Here is a 16,669-nt window from a genome sequence, read left to right as displayed (position 1 = left end):
CGACGTTGCGCTGCGAAGCGATGAGAAGGGGCGGCGGGCATGACTAGCGCCTACGATGTGCTGTCCCGGATCACCAGCCGGCGCGCGCCCGCGCCAGTGGGCCAGCGATGTGACATGTGCTCGGAAGCGATCGCCGACTCGCACCAACACGTCGTGAATGTCGCTGCCCGCCAACTGATGTGCGTGTGCCGAGCCTGCTATCTGCTGTTCACCGACCAGCATGCGGAGTTGAAGTACCGCGCGGTCCCCGACCGCTACTTGGCATTCCCCGATTTCCGGTTGGATCGGCGGGCCTGGGAGGCGCTGCAGATTCCGGTCGGGGTGACGTTCTTCTTCCGCAACTCGACGCTGGGTCGCATCGTCGCGTTCTATCCGGGGCCCGCTGGTGCCACCGAGTCCGAACTCGACTTGGACGCCTGGACCGCGATCAGCGCCACCGAACCCCGTGTGGGCCTGCTCGCCGACGACGTCGAAGCGCTGCTGGTGCGCGTACCCGACGTGGGAGACCCGATCTGCTATCTGGTGCCCATCGACGCCTGCTACGAATTCGTCGGGACTCTGCGGAAACTGTGGCGCGGTTTCGACGGGGGGCAGGAAGCCCGCGAATTCATCGATGATTTCTTCGCCGCGCTCGCCGCGCGCAGTGCGGAGCGACGACCATGACCGCGGCCGATCTCGCCTTCGACGTCATAGACGTGGCCCCGGAAGCCTACGCCGTGACGCCCACGCTAACCGCGCGGGTCGCGATCTCGGTTGCCGACGGCCAGCCGGTGCAGGCCATCGCCCTGCGCTGCCAGGTTCGCATCGATCCGTTGCGGCGCAGTTATTCCGACGAAGAGGCCGCCGGGCTCGTCGATTTGTTCGGGCCACGCCAACGCTGGGCGACTACCCAGCGAAGCTTCCTGTGGCAGCACTGCGCGGCAATGGTGCCGGGGTTCACCGGCGCCACCGAATTAGCCCTCGCGCTGCCGTGCACCTACGACTTCGAGGTGGCCGCAGCCAAGTACTTCCATGCCTTGCGCGATGGTGTGGTGTCGTTGCAATTTCTTTTCAGTGGAACGGTATTCATGGCCGGCGACCGCGGCTTTTCGGTACAGCAAGTGCCGTGGGACTGCGAGGACCGATACGACATGCCGGTCGCGGTGTGGCGGGATCTCATCCAACAGCACTACCCGAACAGCGGATGGGTCCGGCTTTCTCACGACACGGTGGCGGCGCTGGCTGCGTATAAGTCCGCGCGAGGCTTCCTGGGTTTCGACGACGCGGTCACCGCGCTGCTGGCCGCGGCGCACGAGGAGGTCCCATGAGCGCAAACTGGGACCGCGCCCGCAGCGTCGCCGACGCCGTGCTTTATGAAGGCTATCTGCTATATCCGTACCGCGCGACGTCCAGCAAGAACCAATCACGTTGGCAGTTCGGTGTTCTCGGCCCTCCAGGTGCCGCTGTTGCCGGGATCGGCGAGGACGCGGACATGTCGGCGCAGTTCCTCGTCGAGAACGCGGACGCGGTCAAACTGGTGGTGCGATTCCTGCAGCTGCAGCATCGCGGTGCCGAGCGCGACATCGGGTGCGGGCGTTATCAGCCAGTCGATGAACTGACGACTGCGGCGGGTTCCTGGCTTTCATGGGACGAAGCAGTGGAACGCGAGTTGTGCTTCGGTCCTTTCGAATTCGCTGAGCCTCCGGGGTCGTGGATTGTGCCTGTGACGGCGCCGGCGGGAACCGACATCGAAGCGGTCGCCGGTGGCCGGCTAGTGCGCACGAGGCAGCAGATCTGTGCGTCGCTGTCAGTGGGAGTCGAATGTGACGGCGCACTGGACCGCGTCACCGTTACCCTTCACAACACCGGTGCACCGGCGACGGATAAAGACGACGCGATCGCCCGATCCTTGATTGGCAGCCACATCATCGCGGAAGTTATTGGAGGCGAGTTTATTTCGCTGCTCGAGCCGCCTGAATACGCTGCGGCGGCCGCAGGCCGTTGCGAGCAGCACCGATGCTTCCCGGTGCTGGCCGGCGCACCCGGCGACCGCGATCTACTGCTGATCTCACCCATCATTCTCTACGACCATCCCGAAATCGCCGAGCAGAGCCGGACCGCGCTGTACGACGCCACCGAGATCGACGAGATACTCACCCTGCGGGTGATGACCATGACCGAGGAGGAGAAGGCGCAGGCGCGCGCGACCGATCCGCTGGCTGCCCAGATCATCGATCGCTGCGACGCAATGTCGCCCGAAGAGATGCAGCGCCTGCACGGGGTGCTGCGCCAGCCCCATCAGAGCGCAGATGCCACCGGTCGGCGGCTCCTCCCCGAAATACCCGAGGGGGTGGACTGGTGGGATCCACTGGCGGACAACGCAGTGCGCCCGGAGATCGACGCCGTGCTGGTGAACGGTGTTGCGGTGGCGAGAGGCAGCAGGGTGCGGCTGCGCCCAGCGCGCCGCGCCGATGCGCAAGACCTTTTCTTCGCAGGCAAGACCGCTCGTGTCACGTCGGTGCACGAAGACGTCGACGGCAACAAGCATCTCGGCGTCGTCGTCGACGATGATCCGGCAGCGGACCTGCACGACTGGTACGGCCGGTACCTGTACTTCTCGCCCGACGAGGTTGAGCCGCTTGAAGCGCAGCCCTCCGAATGAAAGGAAATCGACATGGAGATCGTAGGTTGGGTGTTTGTCGGCATCCTGGCGCTCATAGTCGTTGCCGCCCTGGCGATGGGCATCATGTCTCTTCCCGATGCCCGCCGCTACCTCAAGATTCGGCACATGTAGCACGCGGCACGCGGCGCGTAAAGCCGCTTGGCGGTCGACATGACTGACACGTTGGTGCGGTCTGACACCGCCCGGCAGCGGTTCACCGTTACCGGGGTGGTGCAAGGCGTCGGATTTCGGCCCTTTGTCCACCGGATCGCCACCGAGCTGCGCCTGACCGGTTTCGTCGGCAACGACTCCGGCGCAGTCTTCGTGGAGGTGCAGGGGCCGCGGCAAAGTCTGGCCGAATTCGGGCGCCGATTGCGTGCCAATGCGCCGCCGCTAGCGAAGATCAACAGCGTCGACGTCGTCGACATCGGAGTCAGGGCTGACGGTGGTTTCCATATCGTGGAAAGCCAGACGGTCCCGGGGGCCACTACGCCGATCCCGCCCGACATCGCAGTGTGCGAGGACTGCGTCGCCGAGCTGTTCGACCCTGCCGACCGCCGTTACCGGCACCCGTTTATCACCTGCACCAATTGCGGCCCGCGATTCACCATCATCAAAGCGTTGCCGTACGACCGGCCGGCCACGACCATGTCGGCGTTCGCTATGTGTGAGCGCTGTGCCGCCGAATACCACGATCCCGCCAACCGCCGATTTCATGCTCAGCCCATCGCTTGCCCGGGCTGCGGACCGTCGCTGTGGTTTTCGTACTCAGGTCGGCGGATCGACGGAGCCGACGCAGCACTTGCCGCCACCCAGCAGGCGCTGGCAGCAGGAGCCATCGTCGCGGTCAAAGGCATCGGCGGCTACCATCTTGCCTGCATCGTCGACGACGAGACGGCGGTCGCCCGGCTGCGCACACGAAAGGCGCGCGGCGCCAAGCCGTTTGCCATGCTGGTGCGCGACTTGGAAGTGGCCGGTCGCTACGCGCAGATCGAGCCCACCGAGGCCGAGATCCTGGCCAGCCCGGCCCGCCCTATCGTGTTACTGCGGCGGCGTGAGGACGCGCCGGTCGCCGACGCCGTCGCACCGGGTAACCCGCTGCTGGGGCTGATGTTGCCGTACTCGCCGATCCATCACCTGCTGCTCGCGCCCGTCCCGGGCGCCGAGGCGCCGGTGCCCGACGCGCTGGTGCTCACCAGTGCCAACCGTTCCGACGAACCGATTTGCTTCACTGAAGACGATGCTGCGCAGCGACTTTCGCCATTGTGCGACGCGGTGCTCGACCACAACCGGCCCATCCACGTACCCTGCGACGACTCGGTGGTGCGCGTGGTCGACGGCCACGAACTGCCGATCCGCCGATCGCGTGGCTATGCGCCGCTGCCGGTCGACCTCGGCCGCGACGCACCGGCCGTGTTGGCGGTGGGCGGGGAACTGAAGAACACCTTCTGTCTCACCGACGGTTCGCGCGCATTCATGTCCGGTCATATCGGCGACATGGCCACCCTGGAAACGCTGCGCGCCTTCGAGCGTGCAGTCACCCAGCTCAGCGAAATCCGGCAGCACCCTGTGCGATTGGCCGCCGACCTGCATCCGGGATATCAGACGCGCGGCTGGGCCGAGCGCCATACCGGCGACCGCCCACTGGATCTCGTCCAGCACCACCATGCCCATGTCGTGTCGTTGCTGGCCGAGCAGGGGCGGCTCGGCGAACCGATCATCGGCGTGTCCTTCGACGGCACCGGCTACGGCAGCGACGGAACCATCTGGGGCGGTGAGATTCTCGCGATCGGACCCGACAGCCACCGGTTCACCCGGGTCGGCCACCTGCTGCCGGTACCGCTGCCCGGCGGCGACGCCGCGGTGCGCAACCCCTGGCGGATGGCGCTGTCTGAGCTGTGGATGGCCGGCATCGAGTGGACCCCGGATCTGGCCCCGGTGGCAGCGGCGACGCCTGCCGAGCTGCGCGCCACCCGTTGGCAATTGGAAACGAACGTGGGATGTGTGCCGTGTTCGAGCATGGGGCGGCTGTTCGACGCGGTGGCCTCGCTGTTGGGCGTGCGGCAGCGAATCGACTACGAGGCCCAGGCCGCCATCGAACTCGAGGTGCTGGCCGAAACGGCGGACGAGCCGATAGAGCTGTGGCTGGAGGTGCGCCGCGACGGGGTAATCGACCCGCTCGGCATGGTCCGTGCGATCGCGTCGATGCTGCGCGTCGGGGCGAACCCGGCCGATCTCGCGGCCCGGCTTTCACCAAGCTGTCGCGGCCGCGGTCGCGGATGTGGTCGGGCTGATCGCGGGCGACGTGCGGTTGGTGGGCCTTACCGGCGGGGTGTTCCAGAACGTGTTGCTGCTGACTTCATGCCGAAATCTGCTGCAAAAGACAGGATTTGAGGTGTTGACCCATCACACGGTTCCGCCGAACGACGGTGGGCTGGCGCTCGGTCAGGCCGCGGTTTGCGTGCTCACCGCGCTGGATGATGCGGTCAAGGACTCTGTCGAGGGGAAACTGTTCGGTGAGGAGAGGGTGGTACAGCGATGACTACCACCGCGGTCGACCGCGGCCTAGGCGCGGATCTGACAGCGGATTTGGCCGCTACCGCGTTCACCTTGGCGAGGCGGTTCGCAGCCGGCGCGACCATGTGGTCCATCGCGCCGGGCTGGGAGCCGCACGCCCTGCATATCGCGGTCGAATTCATTCACCCGGTGATCGTCGGCAAGCGGGCATTGCCGGCCGTGGCGATTACCGGTCCTGATGTCGTCGACGTGGTGCGGATTTCGGTGCGCCCCGGTGACATTGTGATCGCGGTTTCCGGCGCCGACGATCCGCAGGTGCGCTCGGTAATGCGCCGATGCCCGGCATGGGGTGCCACCACCGTGTGGATCGGCAGCGGCCAGCGGCCGCAGCCAGGGATGGCCGACCACGTGCTCTGGCTCGACGACCCCGATCCCCGCGTCCCCGCCACCGGTGGGTTCGTGCTGTTCTACCACCTGTTGTGGGAGCTCACCCACGTGTGCTTCGAGCACCCGGGCTTGCTGAAACAGCAATGCGCCGACGACGTTTGCGTCACCTGCAGCGACGAAGGCCGCCTCGGCGAGGTGGTCGCGCCGTCGGCGGACGGCCTGGCCCAGGTGCGCACCGCCAAGGGGATCGAGACCGTCGCGACCGCGCTGGTCGACCCGGTGGCCGACGGCGATCTAGTGCTGGTGCACGCGGGAACGGCGATCAGCAGAGTCGAGGAGGACGGCTGATGACCGACGAACCCACCAACTTCCTGTACCCGTTTATCGACGCCCAGGAAACCGATCCCAAGTCGCTGTTGGCCGACCTGACCGCGTCGGCGCAAGCCAAGGCGGCCGAAAGCCTGACGCTGCGCCGCCACACCCTGGAAGAAAACGCCGAACTGCTGCACCGGGCGGCAACCGAGATGGCGCGCCGCTTCGCCACCGGTGGGCGGCTATTCACCTTCGGCAACGGTGGCAGCTGCACCGACTCCACCACGCTGGCAAGGCTATTCGCCCGTCCACCCGTCGGGGCACCGCTGCCGGCCTGGTCGTTGACCGCCGACCAGGCGATCCTGACCGCACTGGGCAACGACGTCGGCTTCGAGCTGGTCTTCGCCCGGCAGCTGATCGCCCGCGCCAAACCGGGCGACATCGCGATCGCGATGTCGACCAGCGGCAGCTCGCCGAACCTGATGGCGGCATTGGCCGAAGCGCGTCATCGCGACATGTACACCGTCGGCTTCGCCGGATACGAGGGCGGCGCATTCGCCAAAAGCGCGGACGTCGACGCGTGCTTTGTGGTTCATTCGCAGAGCGTGCACCGGATTCAAGAAGCTCAAGCCCTGCTGGGCTACGAGCTGTGGTTGGCGGTACATGACCAGCTGGCCAGTCAGCGAGCGGAGGCCCGATGAGTAAGTCGGCAAGCGAATACCTGTCCTCGGGCCCGCGTTTCGCCGAGAGCGATGTGATCGATCGCATCGAGTCGTTTCGCCGACGCCGGCCCCGGCTGCTCGACGAGCATGTCACGCTGGCGCACGGCGCCGGCGGAAAGGCCTCGGCCGCACTGGTCGACGCGGTTTTCGTCGAAGCATTCCGGAATCCGTTGCTGGAACCGCTCGGCGATGGCGCTGTTGTGAGCCTGCCGAGCGGTGAGCGGCTGGTGTTGTCGACCGATTCGTTCGTGGTGCAGCCCAGGAGCTTTCCCGGCGGCTCGATCGGCGAGCTGGCTGTGCACGGGACGGCCAACGACCTCGCAGTGACAGGCGCTGTTCCGCAATGGATTTCAGCGGCATTCGTTCTCGAAGAGGGTTTTCCGATCGCTGAGTTGAAGGAGATCGTCGCCGACATGGCCGCGGCCGCAGCCGAAACCGCTGTGCAGATCGTCACCGGGGACACCAAGGTGGTGCCCAACGGGGCAGCAGACGGCGTGTTCATCACGACGACCGGCGTCGGCGTTATTCCCAAGGGTCGTCGGCTGTCCGCGGAATCGGTCCGTCCCGGCGACAAGGTGCTGCTGTCGGGATCAATGGGCGATCACGGCATGGCGGTGATGCTGGCCCGCGGTGATTTGGCGATCGAAGCTGATATCCGTTCCGACACGGCGTCGGTGAGCCCATTGGTGGAGCTGCTATTGGCGGCGGCGCCGGCCACGCGGTGGCTGCGCGACCCCACTCGCGGCGGGGTGGGCACCGTCTGCAACGAGTTGGCGCAGGCATGTGGTTTGGGAGTGGTGCTCGACGAAGACAGACTTCCGTTGCACCCCATGGTCAGTGGCGCGTGCGAGCTGCTGGGTATCGACCCGCTCTACGTCGCCAACGAGGGCAAGTTTGTCGCTGTCGTCCCAGCGGAGGAAGCCGATGCCGCGCTGGCGGCGTTACGGTCGCATCCGCTTGGCGCCGAGGCGGCCGAAATCGGGCAGATCGTGGCGGAGCCCGCGGAGACTGTGGTGGTGCGCACGGGATTCGGCGGCACCCGCATCGTCGACATGCTCGTCGGTGACCCCCTGCCGCGGATCTGCTGAGGAGGTGGAGCTGAAATGTGTCTGGGAATACCGGGGCGCATCGTCGAAATCACCGACGCTGAAAACTATTTGGCTAAGGTCGACGTTAGCGGCGTACAGCGCACGATCAGCGTGCGGCTGCTGGAAAACGATATGCCACAGCCCGATGACTGGGTGCTGGTTCACGTCGGCTTCGCGATGGCCAAGATCGACGAAACCGAGGCATTGCTCACGCTGGCGGCGGTCAAGAAGATGGGCGACGCGTACGCCACCGAGATGGAAGCTTTCGATTCCACCGCGATCGTCTGACTGGAAGGCTTTGCGATGAAATTCGTCGACGAGTTCCGCGATCCCGCCGCGGCCCGCAGACTGCTGGTTGCGATCAAGCACTTGGCTAACGACAGCGAGCATTTCAAGTTCATGGAGGTGTGCGGCGGGCACACCCACACCATCTACCGCCACGGCATCGAGCACCTGCTGCCCGAGAACGTCGAGCTGGTACACGGCCCCGGCTGCCCGGTGTGCGTGATCCCGATGGGCCGCATCGACGACGCGATGTGGCTGGCCGAGCAACCTGACGTGATCTTCACTTGCTTCGGCGACATGATGCGAGTGCCCGGCTCCAACGGCAACTTGCTCGACGCCAAGGCGCGCGGCGCCGACGTGCGGTTCGTCTACTCACCGCTGGACGCGCTAAAAATCGCGGTCGACAAGCCCGACAAGCAGGTGGTGTTCTTCGCCATCGGCTTCGAGACCACGGTTCCGTCCACCGCGGTGACGTTGGTGCGCGCCCGCGAACTGGGGTTGAAGAATTTCAGCGTGTTCTGCAACCACGTCACGATCGTGCCGCCGATCAAGGCCATTTTGGAATCACCGGACCTGCGGCTGTCCGGTTTCATCGGGCCCGGGCATGTGTCGACCGTTGTCGGCAACCGGCCGTACCGGTTTGTGCCCGAAGTGTACGGAAAACCGTTGGTAGTCTCCGGTTTCGAGCCGCTGGACATCCTGGCGTCGGTGGCGATGCTGCTGACTCAGATTCGCGAGGGACGCTGCGAGGTGGAGAACCAGTACTCCCGGGTGGTGCCCGAAAACGGCAACCCGGCCGCACTGGCGCTGATGGCCAGGGTGTTCGCGCTGAGGCCGCACTTCGAATGGCGCGGATTGGGCTTCATTTCGCAGAGCGCACTACGGCTAAACGACGACTTCGCAGACTTCGACGCAGAACTGCGTTACGCGATGCCCGGTGTGCGGGTGGCCGACCCGAAGGCGTGCCAATGCGGCGAGGTGCTCAAAGGCGTGCTCAAGCCTTGGGAGTGCAAGGTTTTCGGCACCGCCTGCACTCCGGAGACTCCGATCGGTACCTGCATGGTGTCCCCCGAGGGCGCGTGCGCGGCCTACTACAACTTCGGGCGAATGCACCGTGACGCCGCCAAGCTCGTCGGGTCGTCAGGACGGGCATGACCGCGGCTGCGCTGGATGTTCGCGGGGCGGAGATGTTCGCCCGCTACGCCTATGCCCCCAACGCACTGGGCTACTGCGGCCCGCCGCTGGCAGCCACGTTGCGGGACGGCTCGGTAACGCAGATCCGGGCGGCGGCCAGGAAGTTCGCTGGCGCGTGGCCGTATTTGCAGGTTTTGTCGAAAATGACCGGCATCGCCGACCCGTTGGACTATCGTCTGGTCGAATCCTACTGGCTCGGCGGCGGGCTGGGCGCCGACCTCGACCCGGAGCAGTTCGTGGATGAGCTGCTCGCCATCATCGGCCCGCAGGCGGGACACTACTGGTCGCATCTCGGGCCGGGTTTGGTTAGTGAGGCGGCTGCTAACCACTGCTTCCACGTGTTCGGCATCTACCCGTGGTCGCGCCTATTGGGCCGGGGCGTCGACGAGCATCCGCTCAGCGTCTTGGACAATTGCCGGATCACCTGGGGCACAGTGCTTTCCCGCGACGGCGACGATGTCGAGGTGTCTTGCCGCGTTCTGGTCTGGGATGGGCACGCGCTGGATCTGTCCGAGCCGGTGGCACGCCGACTCGACGTGTGGGCGGACGGCTACAGCGCGGTGCCCGACGTGGCCGTCGGTGACGAGGTGGCGATCCATTGGGGCCGGGTGTGCGGGCGGCTGCAGGCCGAGCAGATCGAGGCGTTAGCGGACAGCACGACGCGCCAGCTTCGGGTCACCAACCAGCGGCTGGCCCAGGTGTAGTTGCGTTTGGTGGCGTCGAAGTCTTCAGCGCCGGTCCATGATGATCGGGTGGGCGACGAATCCTTCGACCGGCTGGTCGCGATGCTGGATTACCCGATGTACGTGGTGACCACGCAGGCCGGCGGCCATGCGTCCGGTTGCCTGGTCGGCTTCGCCACCCAAACCAGCTTGCAGCCACGCCGGTTTCTCGTCGGACTGTCACGGCGCAACCACACCTTCGGGGTAGCGGCCCGCTCGGAGCACCTCGCCGTGCATCTCTTGGCGCGCCGCCACCTCGGCCTGGCCCGGCTGTTCGGCGGCCAAACTGGTGACCAGATCAACAAATTCGAGCGCTGCTCGTGGCACAGTGGGCCCGCGGGCATGCCGATTCTCGATGACGCGATCGCGTGGTTCGTCGGCAAGACCCTGAGCCGGATCGACCTCGGCGATCATGTTGGCTACCTGTTGGAACCCGTCGCCGCCACCGCCGCCGACCGCTCCGAGGCCCTGGTCAGCTTTTCCGACGTCGCCGACCTCCAACCCGGCCACGAGGCGTGAGACCGGCTTAGGTCGATCGTTTCGCTGCTGCGTGCGCCGTCGTACGGGCGCGCATCGACAGCTTTAGGTCTTGTCCTCGTTGGTGCGTGGGAAGCCGCCGCCCTGCGGGAACAACGGGAAGACCACGTCGTCGAGCTTTTCCGCGTCGCCCGCGGTCTTGTTGATCGTCGCGCCCCAGACGTTGCCGTCCGGGGCCATCCGCACCGCCCAGGCGTGGGCGTGGGTGTCCTGGCGGACCACCTCGGGTGCGCCGGTGACCGCGCCGGTCGCCGGCGCCAGGTGGACGGCCACCGTCTGCTTGGTGTTGACCAAGTTGACCAGGATGGTGCCGTCCAGCGCGGCGCATCCGGCCACACCGGGCCGATCCGGCCACGTCCAGACCGTGGAAACCCGCGAGTCCCGGGCGATCCGCTGCAGGCGGTCCGCGGTAGGGGCGCGGTCGAGGACATACAGCGAGCCGTCGACGGGGTCGGTGCACAGCCCGCCGCCGGCGCCGATGCCGGTGAGCGCCGTGGTCGGCGGCGCCTGATTGATCGTGGTCGGCTGCTCGATCCGGATGACTTTGCCCGCCAACGACGCCGGGTCGCCAGCCGCTGCGGGGTTGCCCGCGTCGCCGGTGAGCACCACCAGCGTGGTTTTGCTGGTGAAGTGCAGCGCGCCGGTGTTGCCGGTGGCACCTTTCGGGATGCCGGTCAGGATGTCCTTGGGCACGTCGCCGTCAGCGATGCGGATGACCCGGTTGTCGCTGGGCGTGCTGACGTAGGCATACATCAGCCGGTCCTGTGAGTACGTCGGTGACAGCACAATGTCCATCAGCCCGCCGTCACCGGAGGGGTCGACGGGGATGACGGTCTTGACTTTCGGTTCGGCGCTGACCGATACCTCCTTGACCGCGCCGGTAGTGCGTTCGGCGACCAGCGCAGACTTGCTGTCGGGCAGCATGATCAACCCGCTGGTGCTCTCCAGGCAGCCCTGCATGACCCCGGGCGCGGGGCATTGCTTGGGGAACGGTTTGGCCGGCAGCGGCGGGGGCGGGGGAGGTGTGGAGGTGGCCGGCGGTCGCCGCTGCGGTTCGGTGGTGAACGGCTGCGACTGGGCGTCGTTGAACCGCGCGCAGCCGCTCGAGACCAGCATCGCCGCGCATATCGCGGCGAGCCCGCCCCGCGGCGATAGCCGTACCCGCATGATGGCCAGGTTACCGCGCCACCTCCGCCCACTCGGTCCGTCAATGCTCGCGGCAGCCGATTCGCCCACAGGGCGGCCCGCCGGTGTCTCGCGGTGGTGACGTGTCGATTAAGTCCCGCGAAAGCGCCGCTCAAATCCCCAATTCCGGCGAAATTGCCCTTACCCTGGCACGCGTGACCAGTCAATCGAATGACTCGAATTGGCGGCGACCGGACGATTCCGCGGCGCCAACCCAGGTCCGTCCGGCTTCCGCCAGCCTGGTCGACCCGGAAGACGACCTGCCGTCAGCCAACTATGCAGGCGATTTCGAAACCACCACGATCCCGCACTACGGCAGTGGCACAGGCGACGTGCGACGGGTCGGCTCGGGCTTCGGCTTGACCGGCCAACAGCCACTGCCCTACCTCGAGCCGCAGTCCGGTGGCCGCCACGCGGCATCGGGGCCGGACGAGATCGACACCGGTGAGGACGACGAGCGCATACGTGCCGCCGGCCGGCGCGGTACCCAGAACCTTGGCCTATTGCTGCTGCGTGTGGGCCTGGGCGCGGTGCTGGTCGCGCACGGACTGCAAAAGCTGTTCGGGTGGTGGGGTGGCGAGGGGCCGACCGGATTCAAGAACTCGCTGTCCGACGCCGGCTACCAGCATGCGGAGGTCTTGACCTACGTGGCCGCGGGCGGCGAGATCGTTGCGGGCGTCCTGCTGGTACTGGGCTTGTTCACGCCGGTTGCCGCCGCGGGGGCGCTGGCCTATCTGCTCAACGGCTTGCTGGCCGACATGTCGGCGCAGTCGAACCCTGGATCATTTCGGTTCTTCCTACCGGGCGGACACGAATACGAATTGACGCTCATCGTTGTCGCCGCCGCCGTTATCCTCATCGGCCCGGGCCGCTACGGCTTCGACGCCGGCCGAGGCTGGGCGCGGCGGCCGTTCGTCGGCTCCTTCGCCGCGCTGCTCCTCGGTATCGGCGCCGGAGCCGCCGTCTGGGTTTTGCTCAACGGCGCCAACCCCCTGCATTAGCAGGCCGGCGCGCTCAGGCGTACGGGTTGGGCACCCGGCCTCCGCTGGCCTCGGTCAACAGTGGCAAGGTCGCGAAGCTGACCGCAGGCAACCGCAGTTCGCCGCCGCTTTTGAGCCGCGCCCGCGCCCACGAGCCCCGAGTGAACCGCAGCCCGTCGATATCGTCCCAACGGATCGTTCGGCTGCCCAGCAGCGTCCGCGCCGTGACTCCGTCGTGGTCGGCGATCGTGCGTAGACGAATGATCAACGCGGACAAGATAATCGGAATCGCTAATAGCGGTAAGGTTGGCGGCCACGTCAACACGGGCACGAGCAGGCCCAGCATCAGAAAGCCCACCGCGAAGTGTGCTATCGGGGAAATCTTGATCACCACCGAGGCCGCGGGGGACGGTTGCTCCGAAGAACCGGTAGCCACCCCTGCATCATGTCACCGCCGACCGGCGCGGCCGACCGGCAACCGGCTCAACCGCCGAGATTTGACGGTTGACCTGTGCGGAGACTACCGTCGGTCGTCATGGACAGCCGCGAAATGCTCGTAGTACTTGGTCGGCGCGTTGGTGGCTGACTAGCCCACGCCGGGATAGCTTTCGAGCACCAACGCGCAACCCTCGTGCAGCAGCTGAGCTGGCGGGGGTTTTTTGTTGTCGCCGTTCCCACACCAACGAAGAGGACCCAAAGAGGACACCGTGAGTGCACCCACCGCGCCGTCGGCGCCATCGCAGCCCGTCAACGGCACCCGGACAACGACAAAGTCGTCAAACCCACATCAGAAACGTATTGCGCCGCAACAACTTACCGGCGCACAGTCGGTGATCCGGTCGTTGGAGGAACTTGACGTCGAGGTCATCTTCGGTATTCCCGGTGGTGCCGTGCTGCCGGTGTACGATCCGCTGTTCGACTCGAAGAAGCTGCGCCACGTGCTGGTGCGTCATGAGCAGGGCGCCGGGCATGCCGCCAGCGGCTATGCGCACGCCACCGGCAAGGTGGGTGTGTGCATGGCCACCTCCGGTCCCGGCGCCACCAACCTGGTGACCCCGTTGGCCGATGCGCAGATGGACTCCATCCCGGTGGTGGCGATCACCGGGCAGGTCGGGCGCTCGCTGATCGGCACCGACGCCTTCCAGGAGGCCGACATCTCCGGCATTACCATGCCGATCACCAAGCACAACTTCCTGGTCCGCGAGGGCGACGAGATCCCGCGGGTGCTGGCCGAGGCCTTCCACATCGCCTCCACCGGCCGACCCGGCGCGGTGCTCGTCGACATCCCCAAGGACGTGCTGCAGGGCCAATGCACGTTCAGCTGGCCGCCACGGTTGGACCTGCCGGGCTACAAGCCCACCACCAAGCCGCACAGTCGGCAGGTCCGGGAGGCCGCCAGACTGATCGCGGCCGCCCGCAAACCCGTGCTGTACATCGGTGGTGGGGTCATCCGCGGCAATGCCACCCAAGAGCTGCGCGAGCTGGCCGAGCTGACCGGTATCCCCGTGGTCACCACCTTGATGGCGCGCGGCGCCTTCCCGGACAGCCACCCCCAGCATCTGGGCATGCCGGGCATGCACGGCACGGTCGCGGCGGTGGCGGGCCTGCAGCGCAGCGACCTGCTGATCGCGCTGGGCACCCGTTTCGATGACCGGGTCACCGGAAAGCTCGACTCGTTTGCCCCGGAGGCCAAGGTGATCCACGCCGACATCGACCCCGCTGAGATCGGCAAGAACCGTCACGCCGACGTGCCGATCGTGGGTGATGTCAAGGCTGTCATCACCGAGCTGGTCGCGGCGCTGCGCCACGACGGAGCCGCCTTCCACTTCGACGAGTGGTGGCAGTACTTGCGTGGGGTGCAGGCCACCTACCCGCTGTCCTACGGACCGCAGAGCGACGGCAGTCTCAGCCCTGAGTACGTGATCGAAACGCTGGGCAAGATCGCCGGGCCCGACGCTGTCTACGTCGCCGGGGTGGGGCAGCACCAGATGTGGGCGGCGCAGTTCATCTCGTTTGAAAAGCCGCGCACCTGGATCAACTCCGGCGGGCTGGGCACCATGGGCTTCGCCATCCCGGCGGCGATGGGGGCCAAGATCGCCCGGCCGGACGCCGAGGTGTGGGCGGTCGACGGCGACGGCTGCTTCCAGATGACCAACCAGGAGCTGGCCACCTGCGCGGTCGAGGGCGCACCGATCAAGGTGGCGCTGATCAACAACGGCAGCCTGGGCATGGTGCGCCAATGGCAGTCGCTGTTCTACGCCGAGCGCTACTCGCAGACCGACCTGGCCACCCATTCGCACCGTATCCCGGACTTTGTCAAGCTGGCCGAGGCACTGGGATGCGTCGGATTCCGTTGCGAGCGTGAAGAAGACGTCGTCGAGGTCATCAAGGCCGCCCGCGCGATCAACGACCAACCGGTGGTGATCGACTTCGTCGTCGGCGCCGACGCGCAGGTGTGGCCGATGGTGGCCGCGGGCACCAGCAACGACGAGATCCAGGCCGCCCGCGGGATCCGTCCGCTCTTCGACGACCCTAATGAAGGCCACGCCTGATGAGCGCGACGACTCACACGCTGTCGGTGCTAGTCGAGGACAAACCCGGTGTGCTGGCACGGGTGGCGGCACTGTTCAGCCGGCGTGGCTTCAACATCGAGTCGCTGGCGGTGGGGGCCACCGAACAAAAGAACATGTCCCGAATGACCATCGTCGTCTCCGCTGAAGACACTCCGCTCGAGCAGGTCACCAAGCAACTCAACAAACTGATCAACGTCATCAAAATCGTCGAGCAGGATGAGGACAATTCGGTCTCCCGAGAACTGGCGCTGATCAAGGTACGAGCCGATGCCAGTACCCGCAGTCAAGTCAGCGAAGCGGCAAACCTGTTCCGCGCCAAGGTGATCGATGTATCCCCGGAGTCGCTGACCATCGAGGCCACTGGTACACCAGCCAAGCTGGAAGCCCTGCTGAAGGTGTTGGAGCCGTTCGGTGTCCGCGAGATCGTCCAATCCGGTCTGGTGTCGCTGTCCCGCGGTCCACGCGGAATGGGCGGAGCCAAATAACAACCAAGGAGAGAAAACACGTGGCAGTGCAGATGTTCTACGACGACGACGCCGACCTGTCGATCATCGCCGGCCGCAAAGTCGGTGTCATCGGCTACGGAAGCCAGGGCCATGCACACTCGCTGAGCCTGCGCGACTCGGGTGTCGACGTCCGCGTCGGGCTGAAGGAAGGCTCGAAGTCGCGTCCCAAGGTCACCGAGCAGGGCTTGCAGGTCGACACCCCGGCCGAGGTCGCCAAGTGGGCCGACGTGATCATGCTGCTGGCACCCGACACCGCGCAGCCGAGCATCTTCGCAGGCGACATCGAGCCAAACCTGCAGCCGGGCAACGCCTTGTTCTTCGGTCACGGGCTCAACATCCATTTCGGGTTGATCAAGCCGACACCCGACATCACGGTCGCGATGGTGGCGCCCAAGGGGCCCGGGCACCTGGTGCGCCGGCAATTCGTCGACGGTAAGGGTGTGCCATGTCTGGTTGCGGTGGCGCAAGATCCGGGCGGCGACGGGCTGGCGTTGGCGCTGTCGTATGCGAAGGCGATCGGCGGCACCCGTGCCGGCGTCATCAAAACCACGTTCAAAGACGAGACCGAAACCGACCTGTTCGGCGAGCAAACGGTATTGTGCGGCGGCACTGAGGAATTGGTGAAGGCGGGCTTCGACGTGATGGTGGAAGCCGGTTACCCGCCGGAACTGGCCTACTTCGAGGTGCTGCACGAGCTGAAGCTGATCGTCGATTTGATGTACGAGGGCGGCATCGGCCGGATGTATTACTCGGTCTCCGACACCGCAGAATTCGGTGGCTACCTGTCCGGTCCGCGGGTGATCGACGCGGGCACCAAAGAACGCATGCGCGAAATCCTGCGGGAAATCCAAGACGGCACCTTCGTTAAGAAACTGGTGGCCGACGTCGAGAACGGCGGCAAGCAGCTGGCCGAACTGCGCAAGCGCAACGCCGAACACCCCATCGAGGTCACCGGCAAGAAGCTGCGCGGCCTGATGAGCTGGGTGGACCGTCCGATCACCGAAACCGCCTGAGCCATCT

Annotated in this window: 17 protein-coding genes and 1 pseudogene; 16 read left to right on the top strand and 2 right to left on the bottom strand. The window is 66.2% G+C overall.

Annotated elements, in window-relative coordinates:
* Positions 1-39: 39 nt before the first annotated feature.
* The 12 genes and pseudogenes from MYXE_RS16445 (at position 40) to MYXE_RS16395 (ending at position 10,387) form a co-directional block, all read left to right on the top strand.
* Positions 40-663: a DUF5947 family protein gene (locus tag MYXE_RS16445; protein WP_003922136.1), complete on the top strand. Its 624-nt coding sequence runs from the start codon at positions 40-42 to the stop codon at positions 661-663.
* On the top strand, positions 660-1,307 hold the full coding sequence (locus tag MYXE_RS16440) for a DUF6084 family protein (RefSeq protein WP_003922135.1): 648 nt from the start codon (positions 660-662) through the stop codon (positions 1,305-1,307). The genes MYXE_RS16445 and MYXE_RS16440 overlap by 4 nt, the downstream gene beginning before the upstream one ends.
* The gene (locus tag MYXE_RS16435; RefSeq protein ID WP_112650161.1) at positions 1,304-2,641 is read left to right on the top strand and encodes a hypothetical protein; all 1,338 of its coding nucleotides are present in this window, start codon (positions 1,304-1,306) and stop codon (positions 2,639-2,641) included. The genes MYXE_RS16440 and MYXE_RS16435 overlap by 4 nt, the downstream gene beginning before the upstream one ends.
* A 12-nt stretch (positions 2,642-2,653) precedes the next feature.
* Positions 2,654-2,773, top strand: a complete 120-nt coding sequence (locus tag MYXE_RS25320; RefSeq protein WP_086009215.1) for a DUF6893 family small protein — start codon at positions 2,654-2,656, stop codon at positions 2,771-2,773.
* A gap of 39 nt (positions 2,774-2,812) precedes the next feature.
* Positions 2,813-5,183: pseudogene (gene hypF / locus MYXE_RS16430) on the top strand (carbamoyltransferase HypF).
* Positions 5,180-5,893, top strand: coding sequence for a HypC/HybG/HupF family hydrogenase formation chaperone (locus MYXE_RS16425; RefSeq protein ID WP_085195736.1), 714 nt, complete (start codon positions 5,180-5,182; stop codon positions 5,891-5,893). The pseudogene hypF and the gene MYXE_RS16425 overlap by 4 nt, the downstream one beginning before the upstream one ends.
* Entirely contained in the window at positions 5,893-6,558 is a 666-nt protein-coding gene (locus MYXE_RS16420) for a D-sedoheptulose-7-phosphate isomerase (RefSeq protein ID WP_003922131.1), read from the top strand. The genes MYXE_RS16425 and MYXE_RS16420 overlap by 1 nt, the downstream gene beginning before the upstream one ends.
* Positions 6,555-7,667 (top strand): hydrogenase expression/formation protein HypE, encoded by a 1,113-nt coding sequence (gene hypE / locus MYXE_RS16415; protein ID WP_085195738.1) that lies wholly within the window; start codon positions 6,555-6,557, stop codon positions 7,665-7,667. The genes MYXE_RS16420 and hypE overlap by 4 nt, the downstream gene beginning before the upstream one ends.
* Before the next feature lie 15 nt (positions 7,668-7,682).
* On the top strand, positions 7,683-7,955 hold the full coding sequence (locus tag MYXE_RS16410; protein ID WP_003922127.1) for a HypC/HybG/HupF family hydrogenase formation chaperone: 273 nt from the start codon (positions 7,683-7,685) through the stop codon (positions 7,953-7,955).
* A 15-nt stretch (positions 7,956-7,970) separates the two neighbouring features.
* A complete protein-coding gene (hypD, locus tag MYXE_RS16405; protein ID WP_003922126.1) occupies positions 7,971-9,107 on the top strand; it encodes a hydrogenase formation protein HypD in 1,137 nt (378 codons plus the stop codon).
* Complete coding sequence (locus MYXE_RS16400; protein ID WP_085195740.1) at positions 9,104-9,850, top strand: DUF6390 family protein; 747 nt, start codon at positions 9,104-9,106, stop codon at positions 9,848-9,850. The genes hypD and MYXE_RS16400 overlap by 4 nt, the downstream gene beginning before the upstream one ends.
* Before the next feature lie 48 nt (positions 9,851-9,898).
* Positions 9,899-10,387: a flavin reductase family protein gene (locus MYXE_RS16395; protein WP_172468591.1), complete on the top strand. Its 489-nt coding sequence runs from the start codon at positions 9,899-9,901 to the stop codon at positions 10,385-10,387.
* A 63-nt stretch (positions 10,388-10,450) separates the two neighbouring features.
* Here the strand turns inward: MYXE_RS16395 and MYXE_RS16390 are convergent, their stop codons facing one another.
* A complete protein-coding gene (locus MYXE_RS16390) occupies positions 10,451-11,572 on the bottom strand; it encodes a PQQ-dependent sugar dehydrogenase (protein ID WP_003922123.1) in 1,122 nt (373 codons plus the stop codon).
* Positions 11,573-11,745: 173 nt separating this feature from the next.
* Here MYXE_RS16390 and MYXE_RS16385 point away from each other — a divergent pair, with 173 nt between their 5' ends.
* Positions 11,746-12,591 carry a DoxX family protein gene (locus tag MYXE_RS16385; protein ID WP_039890926.1) on the top strand — a complete coding sequence of 282 codons (846 nt, stop codon included), beginning with the start codon at positions 11,746-11,748 and terminating at the stop codon, positions 12,589-12,591.
* Positions 12,592-12,604: 13 nt separating this feature from the next.
* Here MYXE_RS16385 and MYXE_RS16380 read toward each other — a convergent pair whose 3' ends face one another.
* Positions 12,605-12,916, bottom strand: coding sequence for a PH domain-containing protein (locus tag MYXE_RS16380; RefSeq protein ID WP_081485402.1), 312 nt, complete (start codon positions 12,914-12,916; stop codon positions 12,605-12,607).
* Positions 12,917-13,277: 361 nt separating this feature from the next.
* Between MYXE_RS16380 and MYXE_RS16375 the strand changes: the two genes are divergently transcribed.
* From MYXE_RS16375 to ilvC, 3 genes are read left to right on the top strand one after another with little or no spacing between them, the layout of a single operon-like run.
* Positions 13,278-15,122, top strand: a complete 1,845-nt coding sequence (locus MYXE_RS16375) for an acetolactate synthase large subunit (RefSeq protein WP_039890876.1) — start codon at positions 13,278-13,280, stop codon at positions 15,120-15,122.
* The gene (ilvN, locus tag MYXE_RS16370; protein ID WP_003922119.1) at positions 15,122-15,628 is read left to right on the top strand and encodes an acetolactate synthase small subunit; all 507 of its coding nucleotides are present in this window, start codon (positions 15,122-15,124) and stop codon (positions 15,626-15,628) included. Before MYXE_RS16375 ends, ilvN begins: the two co-directional genes overlap by 1 nt.
* 32 nt (positions 15,629-15,660) lie before the next feature.
* A complete protein-coding gene (gene ilvC, locus MYXE_RS16365) occupies positions 15,661-16,662 on the top strand; it encodes a ketol-acid reductoisomerase (RefSeq protein WP_086009218.1) in 1,002 nt (333 codons plus the stop codon).
* Positions 16,663-16,669: the final 7 nt, after the last annotated feature.

Source organism: Mycobacterium xenopi (assembly GCF_009936235.1).
Taxonomy (GTDB): domain Bacteria; phylum Actinomycetota; class Actinomycetes; order Mycobacteriales; family Mycobacteriaceae; genus Mycobacterium; species Mycobacterium xenopi.
This window is presented reverse-complemented; position numbering and strand designations above follow the sequence as displayed.